The organism is Aureliella helgolandensis, from assembly GCF_007752135.1.
Classification (GTDB): Bacteria; Planctomycetota; Planctomycetia; order Pirellulales; family Pirellulaceae; genus Aureliella; species Aureliella helgolandensis.
Genome location: NZ_CP036298.1, coordinates 7,888,576 through 7,906,935, shown reverse-complemented (window position 1 = coordinate 7,906,935; position 18,360 = coordinate 7,888,576). Strand labels below are relative to the sequence as shown.

Here is an 18,360-nt window from a genome sequence, read left to right as displayed (position 1 = left end):
GATGCAAAAATCGATGCTCGTTGGAATTCAGTCTAATTCGAATTGAGCGAGGTATTGGTCGCGCATCGATTGACTGATTGACTGGGATTGCTGGTTCCGCAGCATTAGATGTTGCCCGATGACCAATGCGTCCATATCGGTCAACTGGAAACAACGGTACGCCTCGGTGGGAGAATTTACAATGGGTTCGCTGCGTACATTAAAGCTGGTGTTGATCAGGACGGGGCAACCGGTCTGTGCATGAAACGTGCTCAGCAGTTGGTGGAGCAGGGGGTTGGGGGCCTTGTCGACCGTCTGGATCCGCGCTGAATAATCGACATGTGTAATGGCGGGTAGCTGCGAGCGGCAAGCATTCAGTTTTTCAATTCCGAACGCAGACTCCTGTTCCTCGTTTAAGGGGTTCCGCCATTGATCACGGATCGGAGCCACCAGGAGCATGTAGGGTGAGTCTTGATCGGGGCGCAGTTCAAAGTACTGGCTGGCGTACTGTCGCAAAACAATGGGGGCAAAGGGGCGAAACGACTCGCGGAACTTGATTTTCAAATTCATGACCGATTGCATTTTTGGATTCCGCGCATCTCCCAAAATACTTCGATTGCCGAGGGCGCGTGGGCCAAATTCTGCTCGCCCTTGAAACCAGCCCACAACATTCCCTTCTGCTAATAGCTTGGCAACGCGCTCGCACAACTTGGCTGGATCCTCCACGCGGGTGTAGACGGCTCCCAGCGCGTCGAGTGCCTGGGAGATCTCACTTTCACTGAAGCTTTGCCCAAGTAAAGAGCCTCGCTGGCGATCGGTTCGGGAGGCCAGGCTGGCTGCTTGGTTAGACGGGGCCAGCGATGTGGACGGGGGGCGATCTTCCGCCGGACCGCTGCTCGCGCCAGCGGGTGAAGGTGGGGCTGCGGGGGCCGTGGGCGGGCGGGGCACACGTGGTTGTTCCAGCAATTGATGGCTAATAAAGAGCGCGGTGCCGAGAGCTCCACCTGCGTCGCCGGCCGCCGGTTGAATCCAGACCTCTTCGAAGGGCCCCTCGCGGAGTAGTCTTCCATTGGCGACGCAGTTCAAGGCCACGCCGCCTGCCAGGACAAGGTTCGAGCATCGTGTCTGGAGGTGCGCGTAATGCGCAATGCGGAGCACTACTTCCTCGGCTACAGCCTGGGCGGAAGCGGCGAGGTCCATTTCGCGTTGGGTAATCTCGGATTCCGCCGATCGGGGAGGTCCGCCCAGGAGGCGATGGAGCTTGGGAGATGTCATGGTCAAGCCTTGGCAGTAGTTGAAGTAGCTCATGTCCATGCGAAAGGAGCCGTCTTGCTTCAAATCGATCAAGTGCTCAAGAATCAGATCGCGATACACCGGCTGGCCGTACGGTGCCAAGCCCATCAATTTGTATTCACCACTGTTGACTCGAAACCCGGTGTAGTAGGTGAATGCGGAGTAGAGGAGCCCGAGTGAATGCGGGAAACGTAGCTCCTCAGATAATTCGATCTTCCTGCCAGCGCCGTGACCGATGCAAGTCGTTGACCATTCGCCAACGCCATCTAGAGTTAGGATGGCCGCCTGCTCGAAGGGGGAGGGGAAGAAGGCGCTAGCCGCGTGGGATTGATGGTGATCGGTGAAGACGAACTTTCCGGTGTATTCTCCATGCAACCCTTGGCGAAGTTCACGAGGGTGGTGGAGTTTTTTTTGGACCCACTGTGGCATGGCTTGCCGGAAGGAGCGATAGCCGCTCGGGGCAAAGGCTAGATAGGTCTCGAGCAATCGTTCGAATTTGGTAATCGGTTTTTCATAGAAGCCGACGTAGTCGAGCTGGTTGGTTTGGAGTCCAGCTTTTTCCAGGCAGAAGGCGACGGCTTGCGTCGGGAAACGCGCGTCGTGCTTGCGGCGCGAAAAACGCTCCTCCTGGGCGGCTGCAACGATCACCCCATCAACGATCAACGCGGCCGCAGAGTCGTGGTAGAACGCGGAGATTCCAAGAATGCTAACCATACTGAACGAAGTGCTTTAACTCGCTTAAAAAATAGGAGTGTAGGGGACGCCTGCCGGTGGCCGCTAGCAGGCGTGCATTCCCCCACACCCATTTTTCTGCTCCTCAGGCACAGCCTGGGAGCTCACTGTCTGTTGAAACGGGCGTGGTTGAGTCATTGGCTCGAAGACACAGAGCCTCGTGGACACTACCGTCCTAGCCAGAGCCCGAGGGGAGGTGGCTGAATGGTGTTGTCGTTTGGTTGGCGTCGCATTTTCGTTGCAGACGCCTCGTGTGCCACTCGTGTGCCACTCGCGTCAACGCGCTGCGACGTTGCCACCCGTGCTAGGCACAAAAGTTCTCCAGCTGGAATAGCGTGGGTCTTGCAAGGGCAGCGCCATCGAGGGATTGCTACGCGGTTTCTCGGGAACCGATAGCAGTTTCATCCCAGCTTCCGTCGGTGTCCGGCCCCCTTTTCGCGAATTGCATTGCAAGCAACTGCAGACAATATTCTCCCAGGTCGTCTTACCACCGTGGGAACGCGGCACCACATGATCGAGGCTCAGTTGGTTGGTGGGACGCACCTGTCCGCAATACTGGCAACAGTGGTTGTCGCGTGAGAATAGGTTCTTGCGATTGAAGCGAACCGAGGAACGTGGCACTTTGTCGTAGCGGGTCAACCGTACAATCCGGGGGACTTGCAATTCAAACCCTACGGCTTGGATATAGTCTTCCTCAGGCTGTTTTTCGAGGGCCAGCAACTGGCTGACCTCACACCAAGCATCGAAATTGTAATTGGTATAGCTACTCTCTTCGATGGTGATGACCTCCGCGCAATTGCGATACAGCAGCGTGAGCGCGCGTCGCACATTCACTACGCGAATAGCCATGTAGAATCGGTTGAGCACCAATACGCTGCATCCCAGCGCAGAACCTTCCGTCATCCGTTCTATCCTCGATTTTAAGGTCGTGGTAAAAGAGGCAAGCAGAGTCTTGGTCGACTCGGATGCACGCATGCAAACGGGGCGACAAGGACTTGGATAGTCTGCCTCAGCGGAACTGGCCTAGGTTGTTGATTGTAGCCGGATTGATACGCCCAAGCCAACGAGAGCTCCGCTGAAGCTCTTGAGGATCTCATTTTGCCGCCTCGACCGCCCCGAATGCAAAACAAAATGCCTAAGATCTGATGAAAATCACACCTCCATGCGGGGGGGCGCCTGTGCTGTCGCAACTTAGGACACGTGGTAGGCCAATTTGTTCACTTGACCGGGACTCACTTGACCGGTTTGGCGTAGGGATCGACAATCAATGCTCTGAGGGCCCATGTTCCGACAGTTGTGGTCCGGGAAACGGTGTCCGACGCGCTGACCGCTAAGTCTTAGTGGTGGCGATGCGCTCGGCCGAATGCTAACAGGTTTGTCGAAAAGTAGAAATTTATGAGTCGTGTTGAAAAGCAGCCCACTTTGAGCTCCAGTCTGCCCGATGCCGGAGGCCGGTTTGGAGATTTTGGCGGGCGCTATGTTCCCGAAACACTCACTCGCGCCTTGGATGAATTGTCCACTGAGTATGCGTCAGCCAAGGCGGATCCCGCTTTTCAGGCCGAGCTCGACCAGCTGCTGAAGTCGTTTGTTGGACGTCCTTCCCCGCTCTACCATGCCAAGCGGCTGAGCGCGGCGATGGGGGGGGCTCAAATCTGGTTCAAGCGAGAAGATTTGAATCACACCGGTGCCCACAAAATCAATAACACTCTGGGACAAGCCCTACTCACCCTGCGGATGGGCAAAAAACGCGTGATCGCCGAGACGGGAGCGGGACAGCATGGAGTGGCCAGCGCGACTGCCTGCGCTCACTTTGGCCTGCCCTGTGTCGTGTACATGGGTGCGGAGGATGTCCGCCGGCAAAAACCGAACGTTTTTAGCATGAAATTAATGGGCGCCGAAGTGCGTCCGGTCACCAGCGGCTCAAAGACGTTGCGCGATGCCGTCAACGAAGCCATGCGCGATTGGATGGCTTCGGTGGAAGACACGCACTATATCATCGGATCCGTGATTGGGCCGCATCCCTTTCCGATGATGGTCCGCGATTTTCAGTCGGTCATCGGTCGCGAGTCCAGGGCACAGAGTCTCGAAATATTCGGACGACTTCCCGATACCATCGTGGCTTGTGTCGGGGGAGGCTCCAATGCAGCTGGCATGTTCTATCCCTTCATCGAGGATGCCGAAGTCCGCTTGCTGGGAGTCGAGGCGGGTGGATTGTCCGCCGAGCCTGGGCAGCATGCGTCACCGTTGACCCATGGAAGTCCGGGAGTATTGCATGGTAGTTTCAGCTACGTCATGCAGGACGAAGACGGACAAACCTCACCGGTCCACTCGGTTTCTGCCGGGCTCGACTATCCAGGTGTTGGTCCCGAACACAGCTACTGGAAAGATCTCGCCCGAGTGGACTATACCGAATGCCAAGACGGCGCCGCTTTGGAGACCTTTGATAAAGTGGCCCGTAGCGAGGGGATTTTGCCCGCCCTGGAGTCTTCGCACGCGGTTGCTAAGGCGCTGGAGGTGGCAGCTACCATGCGGTCCGACCAAATCGTCTTGGTTTGTCTGAGTGGACGCGGTGACAAGGATGCTGCTGAGATCGCGCGCCTGACCGGCCGCGATTACTAGGTGGACGCCTACTAGGTGGACGGCAGGCTCCGGCAGTCTTCTTTGTTCCCGCCTGGCTAGGTAGGGCGTAGGTCGGGACAGGGGAGAGCCGTCCATGATTCTCTCCCGTTCCCCTGGAGCGACTGCTGGCACGACGCACGCTAGCCCTCACTGTACGATTTGCCTTTCCTCTTTACGTCTAGCCCCGTCGGGCTAGCGGTTTTCACGACTACGCAGATATAGAACCAACCAATGTCAGCCATCGATCAACGCTTTGCTGAGCTTCGCGCCGCAGGCAAAAAAGCCTTCCTCCCGTTTTTGACTGCCGGAGATCCCTCGCTAGCCGTGACGGCACAGTTGTTGGAGAAGCTCTCGGAATGTGGCGCGGCCATGGCTGAGGTGGGAATACCGTACAGCGATCCGATTGCTGACGGGCCTGTGATCCAGGCCTCGTATACCCGCTCGCTCGAAGCGGGGATCAAACTCAAGGATATTTTTTCGATGGTGGCCGAGGTGACGCCTCGGCTGAAGATGCCGCTGGTTTCAATGGCCAGCTATTCGATCATTCAGCGGGTTGGCAAGGAACGCTATGTCGATGATGCTTTGAAAGCTGGGTTTTCTGGTGCAATTGTGCCCGATTTGCTTGTGGAGGAAGCTCCCGAGCTGCGCGGCATCTGTCGGGAGCGTGACTTTAGTTTGATTCACTTGGTCACGCCCACCACTCCCAACGCACGAATGCTTGAGATTGCCAAAAGTTCTACCGGCTTTATCTATTTTGTTTCGATCACAGGAATCACCGGCGAACGAAACGAGCTGCCTCCAGGTTTGCTCGAAAAGGTGCAGTGGTTGCGCGAGCGGACAGAGTTGCCGATCTGCATTGGTTTTGGAATTAGTCGCCCCGAGCATATTCGCGCGCTTGCACCGGTGGCTGATGGCTTGATTGTAGGCTCCGCTTTGGTGCGTCGAGCTACGCAGGCAGCCACCCCAGAGGAGGCGGTTGCGGAGGTCGGGAAACTCGCCCGCGAGCTAGTTGCAGCGTTCGATTCGTAGTTCGCAGTGCTGTATTGGAAATGTGCTGCGCCGCGTCAGGACCGTTCCCCCCAAGCCGCTGCGCCCGATCAACAACCAATTGTCCTCGAAACCACCCACACACTTCACAGCGGCAGACCACCGCTTGGACCCGTCTTGGGGCGGTGAATCATGACTAGCGATCACGCAACGCGGTGCACCGCACAGCAGCATTCCAAAGCACGGCAATCTTGTGTTGTGGCCACTTCGTGCACCAAACGTGGAATTCGCGTCGAAAAGTATGTGCCCCCCCTCTTCTGCCCTCTGCGACTTCGGATATTTCAGTAGCTCTCGCTGTGCATAGTGATGTTCGCACTCTCAACGAAGTCGTTGATTCCGCCGGGACGAGCCCGAAACGGAGATCGGATGACAAGGGCCGTGGTGGTGGGTAGCCACCAGTTGTTGCACCGCCCGGGCAAGCTGGACGGAAGCAGAATTGCTTGGCTCATAGACTTGCTTGTCACACCCAGAGACGCCTATTGAAGGCGGTTTCCGCTCCCACCTTGCTTCATCCCCGCTTCCCCCGGGCTTGCCCCGGATCGGAGCGCACAACTGGTAGCTACCATCATCATCAATCGGGCTCAGCGGCCGGGAGCTTACCCAGTTCATCACGAAGGAACTTCAAGCGATCTTCGTAGTGCTGAAGATCAGGGCATTGCATCGACTGTCGGCAGGCTCAGGAGTGCATTGGGGGTGAGCGACTGGGACGGCTTGGAGTGTGTCGAGTTGGGCAGCGAAGTGCAAATCCTGTTCATAGCCCGCTTTGACCAGATTGTTCCCGCCAGCACAGGCCGCAAAGCGATGCTCGATTCGCTTCGACACTTGCGCGGATTGCGGACCGCAGACATCGCGCCAAGCAGCCAGAGCCAGGTGGGCAGAATCACCGTGAAGGTGGCAAGCGGCTACTGATTCGGTCAGGCGTTCTGCTAGAGCACCGGCAGTCAACACGTCTTCCATTGCAACGGCTCCATCGGTCCCGGCGCACACGATACCGATGTGTTGATTGGAGGAGTGCGAGGCATAGTTGCTGATTGCTTGGCGATTGACCATCGCAGCTAGAGCGATCCTGTTCACGGAGCGAACCGCGTTTACGGCCCGCGTTCCATTCGTGGTGCTGAAGATCAATTGCTTTCCGGCAATCACGTCGGGTAGATATTCGGCGGGGCTATTGCCCAAATCAAAACCGGCGATGGGGCGGCACTCTCGTTCGCCACACAGTAGGGTTGGGCGACCTTTGGCATGCTCCGCTTGAGCTGCACGCCGCGCTTCCTCGACTTCGCTAACCGTCCAGATCTCTGTCGCGCCCGCTGCCAGGGCTTGGCAGGCGGTGGTCGTGAAACGCAACGTATCGATCACGATTGCCAGGTCGATGGAATCGAGGAACGCTGGCGAGATCAGGCTGGGCAAGAGTGCGATTTGAACGGTGCGGGGCATGATGAATGAGTGTTTCTGAACAGGCGAAAGTGGAGTGGGGAGTCAAGATACCTGATAAATGTTAGAATCAGTCGGGACATAGCAGAAGGGTAGGGCCCAACACACTCTAGAGCTGGCAACTCCATGAATTCCAATGGTATCAACTACGATCAAGCCTTAAATCGCTTTGGACTGGCCAGCTTTCGGCCAGGTCAGCGTGAGGTGATTGAATCGATCGTACGTGGCGATGATTGCATGTGCGTCATGCCGACTGGGGGTGGGAAGAGTCTGTGTTATCAATTGCCGAGTATTGTGCGACCAGGCCTGACCATTGTCGTTTCCCCGCTGATCGCGCTGATGAAGGATCAGGTGGATCGGATGGGGCAATTGGGGATCCCGGCTGCCTTGATCAACAGCACACTGACCGCCAACGAACAACAGACGCGACTGCAAGATGTGGCTGCTGGCAAATACCAGCTCGTGTATGTGGCGCCTGAGCGACTGCGGAACACGAAATTCATGGAGACGATTCGAGCCACTCCAATTCAGTTGCTCGCCATCGACGAAGCGCATTGCATCAGTCAGTGGGGCCATGACTTTCGCCCCGATTACACGCGCATTGGCAAGTTCCGTGAGTGGTTGGGGGGAGTGCAGACCGTGGCGTTGACCGCCACCGCTACACCGCGAGTCCGCGAGGACATTGTCCAAGTTTTGGGGCTAAAGCGTCCGAAGCAATTCATGAGTGGCTTTGCACGCCCCAATTTGCATTTCGGCGTGGCGACTTGTCCGAGTGATCGGGAGAAGGAGTCGGAGCTCGAGAATTTCCTGCAGACGGTTAAGGGCTCGGGGATCATCTACTCGGCTACCCGCAAACGCTGCGACGCCTTGGTCGAGATGATCAATCAGAAGCTCAAGATATCCGTTGGCGCCTACCATGCTGGTTTGATGCCCGATCAGCGCCGCGCGATCCAAGAGCGTTTCATGGAGGGCAAGCTCCGTATTATCGTAGCCACCAACGCCTTTGGGATGGGGATTGATAAATCCGACTTAAGGTTCGTGGTGCATTACAACATGCCAGGCTCATTGGAGGCCTACTATCAGGAGGCGGGCAGGGCAGGGCGAGATGGCCGGAAATCGCAATGTGTGATGCTCTATTCCTTTCAGGATCGCTACATCCAAGAGTTCTTCATCGACAATAACTATCCCTCACGAGAGGTGATTGAGAAGACCTACGACTTCCTGTTGACGCGTGAGGAAGATCCGATCGAAATGACCCTCGAGGAGATTCGCGATGCATTGGGGCTAAGCATTTCTCCGGAAGCCATTGGCAGCGCGTTGCAAATTCTCGGCCGCACTCAAGTGCTGGAACGACTTGAGATGGGAAGTGGTTTGGCCATTGTGCAGATCGATAGTGACCTTCCCTCGCTTGTCGACCTGTTGCCGCGGGAGGCTAAGGTGCAACGCAAAGTTTTGCGGTTGCTTGAGCGAGCTGTCGGGGACCGACGCAGCGAACCGGTGCACATCCACCCCCGTTGGTTGCTGCAGGAGTCGGAATTGGAGCGCGATGCCTTAAATCGCGCACTGCGTGGGTTGGGCAAACTCGATGCAATTGACTACGTGCCACCATTTCGAGGTCGCGCGGTGCATTTCAAACGCCGAGACGTAGCCTTCAACGATCTAGGTATCGACTTTGAGAATCTGAATAAACGCAAGGAGGCCGAGTACGATCGCTTGAACCAAGTCGTCAGTTACGCGCAAACACCTCTCTGTCGTCAAACAAATATCCTCAAGTACTTTGGCGATGATACCGCTGAGAATTGCGAGCGATGCGATCGCTGCGGACGCTCGCCAGGCTGGCCCAAGGTCGATTGGGAGCCGGACGAAGAGGAGTCGCCGACTGCCAAAATGTCGTCTGGAGATGCCGCCTTGGCAGCCGCTGAGTCCCCAGCCGCTGGGGAGGGTAGCACGCAGGCTTCCTCAGCTTCACTGATTCCCGATTCGGCCAAAGCGATCTTTTTGGGGCAAGTGGTCGGAGCGGTGGAACGCATCCATGGCCGGTTGGGGAAACATCTGTTAGCGCAGTATTTATGCGGATCCCAGAACGCCAAAGTCCAGAAGCTCAATCTTCACCGTTTGAGCGGTTTTGGGATGCTGAAGAATTTTCGGCAGGCAGACGCGCTGTCCCTTTTGGATAGCCTGATCGCGGCTGGCCTGCTCAAACAGCAGGAGGTCAATCGCAATCGGCCGACAATTTGCGTTGCCCCGGAATTGAGCCAACCGGAACAGCGTCGCCAATTGTTACTTGCCACCAGCATCCCCGACGGCTTGCACAAAAAAGTGCTGTCTTTACTGCCACGAGACCTGGGCCCAAAAGCGGGGGTAGTTCCAGCTGCCTCAGCCGTTCCTCAGGCTGGTGAATCGACTGCGAGGGATGCGTCGCCACCTGCTTCAGCGGCTGATCTCGGGCCAGCTAGCACTGCGGGTGCGGGCAGTGGCTCGCAATCCAACTCCAATTCATCGCGCCCCTCAGCGGTTGCGATGGGAGAGTCGCTGTTTCCTGAAATGCGATTGGGAGCTAAGTCCGTTGAATTGCCTCCGGCCGGGCAATCCGGCTCAAAGAGCAGCGATTTGCAACGCTCTGATTTGGCTGGCGGGTTAGCCAAGCCAGGTGGTTTATCCGGTGTTGCCGTGGGTGGTTCCGCTCAGTTGCCCGAAGATTCTCACGAGTCTGGCACGGAAATTGCCCCTGCTTGGTATTGGACCGTTCGCTTGTTCTCGCTGGGATTTGATTGGCAGGCAGTGCTGGCAACCCGGCGGATGACCGATACGGAGGTGTCGGCGAGTCTAATTGAAGCGCTTAAGGCGGGGCAACGGCTGGAGCGGCACTGGTTGTCGGGGACCGGGGAAGACTTGCGGACCACCGGTCAGCAGCGCGTGGTCCGAGAGATTCAGCGTCGAGAGGCGGCGGGGATTCGCTAGGGCATTTTGTGGGGCCCCCGAAGTAAGCGTCTTGGCCGGGGTGCCCACAACCCTATACTCTCCGCTAGAATGGCCAGTTCCCTGAAAAATTCGGCAAGCATCGACCGGATTGAACTCAAATCAATGTAGGTAAGTTTAATGGAAGATAACCAGCGCGAGACGGCTGGCAAGTCGAGCGATAAGCAGCCACCACGACGGAATCAGTTCTGGCCGATTTTGCTGGTCACTCTGCTTGGTTTTTTGGTGCTCCGCTCGCTGTGGCCTGCGATGAGCTACGAAGACGTCGACTATGGATTCTTTCTGCGCCAATTGGAAGGGCAGAACATCCAGACCTTAGAGGTCAACGGCGCAACCGCGATTGGGACTTTCAAAGTTCCACCTGAGAAACCTGCGGAGTACAACGCCGAAGGGGAGCGGATCGTCCCTAAAGAGGACTCTGGTGAGCCGGCCAAGATGGGGCGCAAGTTCTTCGTGCAGTTGCCGGAGGGGGCCAACGACCGCATCGACCTAGCGGCGGAGGAGCAACCCAACCTCAATTTGCGCTACAGCAACGCAAATCCGATGCAGTACCTGACGCTGTTCCTACTGTTCGGCGTCCCGATCATTTTGTTGATCGTGGTGTGGATGATGTTTCGACGCACCCGCGACCAAATTATGGGGGGAGGGGGCTTCCTCTCAAGTTTCTCTCGTTCGACCGCCAAACGCTACGAGCCGAGTGATAAACAGACCACTTTTGCCGATGTGGCTGGTTTGGAAGGCGTCAAAGCCGACCTGCAGGAGATCGTCGACTTTCTAAAGGCTCCGGAAAAGTTCCAGCGCCTCGGTGGCCGCATTCCGAAGGGGGTGCTGCTCAATGGACCGCCAGGAACGGGCAAGACCCTGTTGGCTCGTGCGGTGGCGGGAGAAGCGGGCGTTCCGTTTTACTCCGTCAACGGTAGCGAATTTATTCAAATGTTCGTGGGGGTAGGTGCCAGTCGGGTACGGGATCTTTTCCAGACCGCCAAAGAGCATGCTCCAGCGATTATCTTTGTGGATGAAATCGACGCAGTCGGCCGCCAACGCGGCGCCGGCTTGGGGGGAGGACATGACGAACGTGAACAAACACTCAACCAAATTCTCAGTGAGATGGATGGTTTCTCGGGTGTCGAGTCGGTGATCGTGGTTGCCGCCACCAACCGACCAGACGTCCTCGATCCGGCCCTGCTGCGTCCCGGCCGGTTTGATCGCCACGTTACCGTCGGTCGGCCGACCTTCAAGGGCAGGCAAGAGATTTTCAAAGTCCATACCCGCGATGTGCCGCTCGACAACGACGTTGATCTCAACCGTTTAGCAGCGGTAACCATTGGATTGACCGGAGCAGACATTCGCAATCTAGTGAACGAATCTGCTTTGTGGGCCGCCCGTAACAATCGCACTCGCGTCTTCATGGCCGATTTCGACTATGCTCGCGATAAAGTCCTCATGGGGGCCAAGCGCGAAGAGGTGTTGGGGCAGGACGAAAAGAAGAAAACGGCCTACCACGAAGCTGGGCATACGTTGGCTGCTTGGTTTCTGTCGGGTGCACAGCGCGTGCACAAGGTGACCATCATTCCACGTGGGCGTTCTCTCGGTAGCACGCAAATTATCCCTTCCGAGGACCGGGTGAGCTCCAGCGAAAAAGATCTGCAAGATCAATTGGTGGTGCTGCTTGCCGGGCGTGCGGCAGAAACCATCATCTACGACGTGACGACCGTGGGCGCGGAAAACGATCTGGAGCGAGCGACGGGAATGGCCCGCAGGATGATCACGCACTGGGGAATGAGTCCTAAGTTGGGGCCGGTGAGTTACAAGACTTCGGAAGAAGATCCATTTCTGGGGCGCGAAATGCACCAAACTCGCCAATTCAGCGAACACACCCAAGAGCTGATCGACAACGAGGTTGCTAGGATTCTCCACGAAGCTAGTGACCGAGCTATTGAGCTGTTGCGAGAGAAAACGAGCCAGTTGGAGTTAATCACTCAAGAGTTACTGGAGCGCGAAGAGCTGAGTGAAGTCGAGATTGAGTCGCTCATTGGTCAGTCGGTGCATGGGCCTGCTGGGCACTTCGAAGGGGCCAAGGAGCCGGTTCCACTCGTTCCGGCGCCAGCCGATGACGAAGCGGTGGCCGAGCAAGCAGTATCCGAGGAAGCTTCGGTTGAAACCAGTGGGGAAAATCCCGTTGCGTAAGCGAACGGTATTTGCGATCCGATTGCCTGGTAGGCGTTCCTTTTCCAATGTGTTGGACTGGAACGCATACCTTGCCTTCCCACATTTTTCCCGCACTGCGGGTGGGTGAATATGGCCAAGAAAGCGAATCGCTCTAAAGTCCGTACGGAATTTAAGAAGAACTACCAACAGCGCAAGCGAACCGGCGATCTCACGCGTCAATTCAATCAAGATACGCTGGATGAAGACGCGCTTGATAAACGCGAGCGGGTAAGCGGTAAAGGGGAGATGACTCGTCACCGTACCGTGACGGGGCAGAGCCTCGACGGAACCTCCACTGATGCAAACGCGGATATCGATGCTGCTGACTCCAACCTGCGCAGCGGTCGAGTCTTGCGCGTTCACGGCTTAGAGTCGGTGGTCCGCACCGACTCTGGGGAGGAATATCGATGCGCGGTGCGGCAAGTGCTGAAATCGATTTCAACCGACCAACGGCATATTGTCGTGGCTGGCGACATGGTGGTTTTTCGCCCCGAAGGAACATCCCAGGGGATTATCCAGTCGGTGTTGCCCAGGCATGGTGTCCTCAGCCGAACCAGCAAGGGGCGACGCCACGTGCTGGTCTCCAATGTCGACCTCGTTATCATTGTGGCCAGTGCAGGGGAGCCCGATATCAAGCCGCACCTGATCGACCGGTTTCTGGTAACCGCTGAGCAGGCTGGTTTGGAACCGCTTATCGTCATCAATAAAATTGATTTGGTCGATCCCACCGATTTTCAACCACTGTTGGGCGTCTATGCCCAAATGGGATATCAAACTCTACTCACTAGTGCCGAGCAAGGGTGGGGGATCGATTGCTTGAAATCGGTCATTCGCAATCGCCAAAGTGTGGTTACTGGGCAGAGTGGTGTGGGAAAGAGTTCCTTGTTGAATGCTATTCAGGAGGGACTTGGCTTGCGTGTCCAGCCGGTGAGTCTGGAGAACAGCAAGGGAAAACACACCACCACCACGTCTGAGATCTTGCCGTTGGAGGCTGGAGGGTACCTGATCGATACACCTGGTATTCGGCAATTCCAGTTGTGGGATGTAATCTCCAGCGAGGTCGCTGGCTTGTTTCGGGACATTCGTCCGTATGTTAGCGGATGTCGATTTCCCGACTGCACGCATATTCACGAAGTGGATTGCGCCGTGCGGGAAGCGGTCGCAGACGGTCGCATCGATCCACGCCGCTATAACAGCTACGTGCATCTTATCGAAGACCCCGCCGCCTCGTTTTAGGGTGTGAGTCCCACCCTCGGTAACCGCCTGCATTCGCTTTGCCTAGGTGCGTCGGCCCGAGGCAGGTAATGGAGGCTGGGGAATGGGATGCGCGAGCGCGATCAGGCACTACCGTACTGGTTGTCTTCTTGATGTTTTGGTCTCCCGCTTTCTGTCAATTCTTCATTCCTTGTTGCGCCCCAAGCTCTACGGGCTGTTGAAATAGTAACCCGCCGCGTGAGCAAGGGAAGATAACCTCCGCTACAGGGCGATTTAAGGATGCTACCTCAGTATTAAGATTCAAATTGCGATTAAATCAACAGCCCGTCTAGCTGCAAAGAACTTGTGCAGCTCAATAGACGCCGCAGCACCAAACGTTGAGTCGGGCAAGGGCGTGGTGCTTGTCAGTTCTTTAGCTAGCGCAGGATTGCGCTGTTCGCGGAGATCTGCTGGATAGATGTTGGGTTCTAGCCTCGGGAGCTGCGCCTCAATTCCGGTTGTTGGGATTATTGCGATTGATCGAGGCGTACGGGTTGGGTGATCGCTGCTGCTCACGAAGGCTGGGCATTTGTTGATTTTTATCAACATTGTCGGCTACCTGCCTAATCGTAGCCTACGTTTTGCAAACGTTTCTAGGGTGCCGAGGGTATAGCCCAGTGATGTGCACAGGCAGCATGCACGACCGGACCACGATTGACCGCGCGATACCAGGGAAGACAGATGATTCGACTGACACGGCTTGATGGACAGGCATTCGTGCTGAATGCAGACCTGATTCGCTACGTCGAGCAGCGTCCAGATACTTATATCACGTTAACCTCAGGTGAACGCATTGTCGTTGGAGAGACTACGGAAACGGTGGTGGAGCGGGCGGTCGAGTATCAGCAACGTAAGGCGATGCTCCCAGCGTTTCATCTACCTGCAGCAGCTACCTCGCTGGGGGCGACGTCGGCTACAGCAGCACCAGTCAACGACTCAGTCTAGACGCATCTTGAAGATCAAACATCCTATCCTGTTGTGAATTGAACGCGGAGTAAAGTACAAGTGGACATCACTTCAGTCATTGGGTTCGTGTTGGCATGGATCCTCATCATCGGCTCAATCATGATGGGGAAAGCGCCCTTCTCCGCCTTCATCGACATACCGTCGTTTGCGGTGGTGATTGGGGGTGCAATAGCAGCGGCGATGATGGCATTCCCATTGAAGAGCTTTTTAGCGCTGCCGATGGTCATGAAGAAGGCGGTGCTCAACAAGCAAGACGACTTGCTTGTGATTATCAATCAATTGGTTTCACTCGCCGAGGTTGCCCGTCGTGACGGATTGCTGGCATTGGAAAGCAAGATGGCAGAAGTCGAGCAACCGGTCATTCGATCGGGATTGCAGATGGCGATTGACGGGAATGATGCAGAGACGATTGAATCGGTGATGCGAACCGAAATGGAAGCCATTTCGCGGCGGCACAAGGAAGGCAAGTCGATTCTCGATCAAATCGCACGTTTTGCTCCAGCCTACGGAATGATTGGAACGCTCATGGGGTTGATCATGATGCTCAGCGACATGTCTGATCCAGCAGGGATTGGAGCGGGGATGGCGGTAGCTCTGATTACGACGTTGTACGGAGCGATCGCTGCCAATGTGGGCTTCCAGCCCTTTGCTGAGAAACTGGGGCTGTTGAGCAAATACGAGCTGTGCACGATGGAGATGATTGTCCGCGGTGTGCTAGCAATTCAATCGGGCGAGAGTCCACGAGCCTTGGAACAGCGTTTGTTGACCTATCTGCACCCTAAGAAACGTCCGGTTAAGGATTAACAACGATGGAAGAAGATCCACCAATGGGCATCCCCGAATGGGTTGTCACCTTCGGAGACATGATGTCCCTCCTCCTGACGTTTTTTATCATGCTCGTTTCGATGAGTGAGATGAAATCCGAGGAGAAATTTCAAGCCATGGTCGAATCGATGCGCAAGCAATTCGGGCATGATAAGGCGTCGGCCAGCGTTTCGCCTGGTGACCATTTATCGCGCACAAAAGATATAGCGGTGTTGGCCACCATGGGACGAGCCATGAAGAAGGATACTCACAAGGGAGGTGCGCCGACCGAGGCGCCGGTGGGAGATAATGAACGAGTGCGAGTGATTCGTCCAGGCGATAGTACAGCTATTGGGACCGTCGTCTTTTTCAAAGATGGAACGGTCGAGCTGGATAAGGATTCTCAGGCAGCCCTTGATGAAGAGGTCAAGCAACTAGCGGGCAAACCGCAAAAGATTGAAATACGAGGTCATACGGCTCAGCAGCTTGCGGCGCAAGGCCCCAACCCCATGGATGCGATGGACCTGGGCTACCGCCGCTGTCGGGCCGTCATGAACTACCTCGTCCAAAAACATCAGATTCCTCCAGAGCGCATTCGATTGTCGTCGGCTGGAGCCTGGGAACCGATGTTCCAGTCGAGCGACACCGAGAAGGTCCGCTTGAATCCCCGCGTCGAAGTCTTCTTGTTGCAAGAGACAGTGGAAGAGTTGATCGGCACGGCCGAAGAACGCGATGAAAATGTCCTCAAGACCAATGCTAGCAAATAAGGTAGGAGTCCCTCATGGCTGAGAATGACACGAGCGAAGCGCCTGAGGCTGAAAAGTCCAAGCCCTCCAAGATGCCACTCATCATCACCACCGGTTTTGTAGCCTTGGTGGTCATTGTGGAAACCTTGATTTTCTTCTTCATGGTCCCCAGTGCCGATGATGTGGCGGCTCTAGCAGAAGCTCGATTAATCAAGAAGGTCGAGGAGAGCATGCAGGAGGATGGGGAAGAGACGCTAACGGACGAAGATGAATTGCAAGAGTTTCAAATGGGGCAATATGGCTACGTCTTTACCCCGCCTGGAAGTGACCGTGAGCAACGCGTGGAATTTAATATCTATGGCTTGGTTAAGGAGCCAGATCAAAGCACGCTCGAAGCGCTGTTTAATGAGCGGCAGGGGAGGTTGCGGGACCGCATGCTCGAAGAAGTCCGCAATGCTACTATGAACGAACTGGAACAACTGGGGTTGATCAAAAGGCGCATATCGGCGATAAGCAATGAAATTCTTGAACATAAACCTACTTTGCTACAAGGTATTGGTTTCAATAATTTCACAGTCATGGCTGAATAGCCTTAGTTCGACCGCCAGAAATGGCCGCTGCTAGCAGGGAGGCTAACCGCATGGACGCACCACAACCCAAACCGGCAGAGTCAGAGGCAGGACAAGAGGCTCCTCCAGCCGATGCGGTGGCCAGCAATGCGTCTCAGCTGTTGGAGGATGCGGAAGCTGCCCTGGGTTCGATTGATTCCCAAAATCAGCCAGCCTCAAGCCCGTCCAATGCCAGTCAGGCAAAACCCAGTAGTGCCGCCCCCTTCCAATTGCAGGATTTGGTCGGCACCGAAGGGCCGCCTGAGAAGTGCTCGATCGATCTTTTGCGCGACGTCGATCTCGATTTGAAGATTGAACTTGGTCGCACCCAAATGCTGCTCGAAGATGTATTGCAACTTCGCCGCGGTTCGGTGGTTACGCTCGACAAACTGGCGGGTGATCCCGTGGACCTGTTTGTGAACGGTCGCTTAGTTGCTCGAGGCGAGATCCTAGTACTCAATGATAACTTTTGCGTACGGGTGGCTGAACTTGTTGGCTCCGATGCAGTGGTTGAATAACGTGTCCACAACACATCCCTAATGGATTGAATTGTCCAGTGCGCTCGTCGAGCATCCCGCCGCTCGATGTTAGTGCAAATCCCAAGTCGACAAGGACGTCGCGATGAGACCCACTGATCTCTTGGTCGCCCGTGACCTTGGCAGGCCTCGCCTGTCACCGCCAGTGTGCGCCGTGATCCAAGTGCCTGGACTGCTAGCGGTTGTCGTTGGCTGCTGGCTGTGGGGGAGCCTGTGTCCCAGTCGCCTGTTCGCTCAAGCCGACTTTCCCGGAGGCAGTCGCAGTAGTATTGCCAGTAGTAGTGGCAACTTGCATGGCCAGGAAGCTACACCGCACGCACCACCGGTCGGCTCTCCATTTCCGACTGCACCAGGTGCGGGGATGCGTTCCCGCCCGGCCGCTGGCTGGACGATGCGCGGCAGCGAAGATCCGCAGTCTGAGCATAGCTCGCCACAGGCAGTCGGCAATGCCTCCGCCAGCGACCCGTACTCTCATCCATCTCCTAGGGTGGTGGCCGCGAGTGCTTCCCAGCCCGTCAGTGCTGCGGCGTATTCGTCCGTGGCTCCCCAGGAAACGAGTGACATTTCCACCCCAGCAGCCCCCGCCGGTTCGGCTGCCGCTGCCAACGAATCTGCTTCGGCCAAGCGCACACCGTTCTCTCCGTCCCCCCGTGCCTTGGGACAGGTCGATTCCGATTCTCCCGGCAAGAGCGGGAGTCTTATTTCTACAATGATGTCGGTTGGCTCCAGTCTGCTGATTGTTATCGGGTTGTTCTTAGGGGTTGCTTGGTGTTACCGCAAAACCTCCAACACAGCACTCGGCGGCGGGTTGCCTAAGCATGTCGTCAAAATTCTTGGGAAAACCCCCATCGCACCTCGCCAGCATCTGTTGCTAGTCCGTTTTGGTTCCAAGCTGGTGCTCGTCAGCATGGCCCAAGGGGAAGCCCGCACGCTTAGTGAAATTACCGACCCGCTGGAAGTGGATGAGATTGCTGGGATGTGCGAGAGCAGTCAGCCGGGGAGTATTACCAACTCCTTTCGCAGCATCCTCAGCCAAGGGGAGTCTGTGTGATGGACAACCTCTCAAGCTGGTTAGCGCCAGCACTAAGGTCCTCGATTTCGGTTCGTTTTTCTGCTTCCCCGGCTCTGCCGGAGAACCCACTGTCGTGCAATCCCTGC

14 protein-coding genes are annotated in these 18,360 nt (G+C 56.2%); 11 read left to right on the top strand and 3 right to left on the bottom strand.

Annotated features, from left to right (window positions below; translation table 11 throughout):
- Positions 1-27: 27 nt before the first annotated feature.
- Complete coding sequence (locus Q31a_RS27945; protein ID WP_145085601.1) at positions 28-1,986, bottom strand: carbamoyltransferase family protein; 1,959 nt, start codon at positions 1,984-1,986, stop codon at positions 28-30.
- Positions 1,987-2,280: 294 nt separating this feature from the next.
- Positions 2,281-2,907, bottom strand: coding sequence for an HNH endonuclease (locus tag Q31a_RS27940; protein ID WP_145085598.1), 627 nt, complete (start codon positions 2,905-2,907; stop codon positions 2,281-2,283).
- A gap of 492 nt (positions 2,908-3,399) precedes the next feature.
- Between Q31a_RS27940 and trpB the strand changes: the two genes are divergently transcribed.
- Positions 3,400-4,623, top strand: coding sequence for a tryptophan synthase subunit beta (trpB, locus tag Q31a_RS27935; RefSeq protein WP_145085595.1), 1,224 nt, complete (start codon positions 3,400-3,402; stop codon positions 4,621-4,623).
- A 231-nt stretch (positions 4,624-4,854) separates the two neighbouring features.
- Positions 4,855-5,652 (top strand): tryptophan synthase subunit alpha, encoded by a 798-nt coding sequence (gene trpA / locus Q31a_RS27930; protein WP_145085592.1) that lies wholly within the window; start codon positions 4,855-4,857, stop codon positions 5,650-5,652.
- A gap of 639 nt (positions 5,653-6,291) precedes the next feature.
- Here the strand turns inward: trpA and Q31a_RS27925 are convergent.
- The gene (locus tag Q31a_RS27925; protein ID WP_145085590.1) at positions 6,292-7,104 is read right to left on the bottom strand and encodes a 2-phosphosulfolactate phosphatase; all 813 of its coding nucleotides are present in this window, start codon (positions 7,102-7,104) and stop codon (positions 6,292-6,294) included.
- A gap of 123 nt (positions 7,105-7,227) precedes the next feature.
- Between Q31a_RS27925 and Q31a_RS27920 the strand changes: the two genes are divergently transcribed.
- The 9 genes from Q31a_RS27920 (at position 7,228) to Q31a_RS27880 (ending at position 18,253) form a co-directional block, all read left to right on the top strand.
- Positions 7,228-10,062, top strand: a complete 2,835-nt coding sequence (locus Q31a_RS27920; RefSeq protein ID WP_145085587.1) for a RecQ family ATP-dependent DNA helicase — start codon at positions 7,228-7,230, stop codon at positions 10,060-10,062.
- A 267-nt stretch (positions 10,063-10,329) separates the two neighbouring features.
- Positions 10,330-12,267 carry an ATP-dependent zinc metalloprotease FtsH gene (gene ftsH / locus Q31a_RS27915; protein ID WP_231691269.1) on the top strand — a complete coding sequence of 646 codons (1,938 nt, stop codon included), beginning with the start codon at positions 10,330-10,332 and terminating at the stop codon, positions 12,265-12,267.
- Positions 12,268-12,378: 111 nt separating this feature from the next.
- Positions 12,379-13,524 (top strand): ribosome small subunit-dependent GTPase A, encoded by a 1,146-nt coding sequence (gene rsgA, locus Q31a_RS27910; protein ID WP_145085581.1) that lies wholly within the window; start codon positions 12,379-12,381, stop codon positions 13,522-13,524.
- A 699-nt stretch (positions 13,525-14,223) separates the two neighbouring features.
- A complete protein-coding gene (locus tag Q31a_RS27905) occupies positions 14,224-14,487 on the top strand; it encodes a flagellar FlbD family protein (protein ID WP_145085578.1) in 264 nt (87 codons plus the stop codon).
- A gap of 60 nt (positions 14,488-14,547) precedes the next feature.
- Entirely contained in the window at positions 14,548-15,312 is a 765-nt protein-coding gene (locus Q31a_RS27900; RefSeq protein WP_145085575.1) for a motility protein A, read from the top strand.
- Between the two features lie 5 nt (positions 15,313-15,317).
- A complete protein-coding gene (locus Q31a_RS27895; protein WP_145085573.1) occupies positions 15,318-16,079 on the top strand; it encodes an OmpA/MotB family protein in 762 nt (253 codons plus the stop codon).
- A gap of 14 nt (positions 16,080-16,093) precedes the next feature.
- Positions 16,094-16,648, top strand: coding sequence for a dihydrolipoamide acetyltransferase (locus tag Q31a_RS27890; protein ID WP_145085570.1), 555 nt, complete (start codon positions 16,094-16,096; stop codon positions 16,646-16,648).
- 50 nt (positions 16,649-16,698) lie between these two features.
- Positions 16,699-17,184, top strand: coding sequence for a flagellar motor switch protein FliN (fliN, locus tag Q31a_RS27885; RefSeq protein ID WP_145085566.1), 486 nt, complete (start codon positions 16,699-16,701; stop codon positions 17,182-17,184).
- 103 nt (positions 17,185-17,287) lie between these two features.
- Positions 17,288-18,253, top strand: a complete 966-nt coding sequence (locus Q31a_RS27880; RefSeq protein ID WP_145085563.1) for a FliO/MopB family protein — start codon at positions 17,288-17,290, stop codon at positions 18,251-18,253.
- The last annotated feature ends 107 nt before the right edge of the window (positions 18,254-18,360 follow it).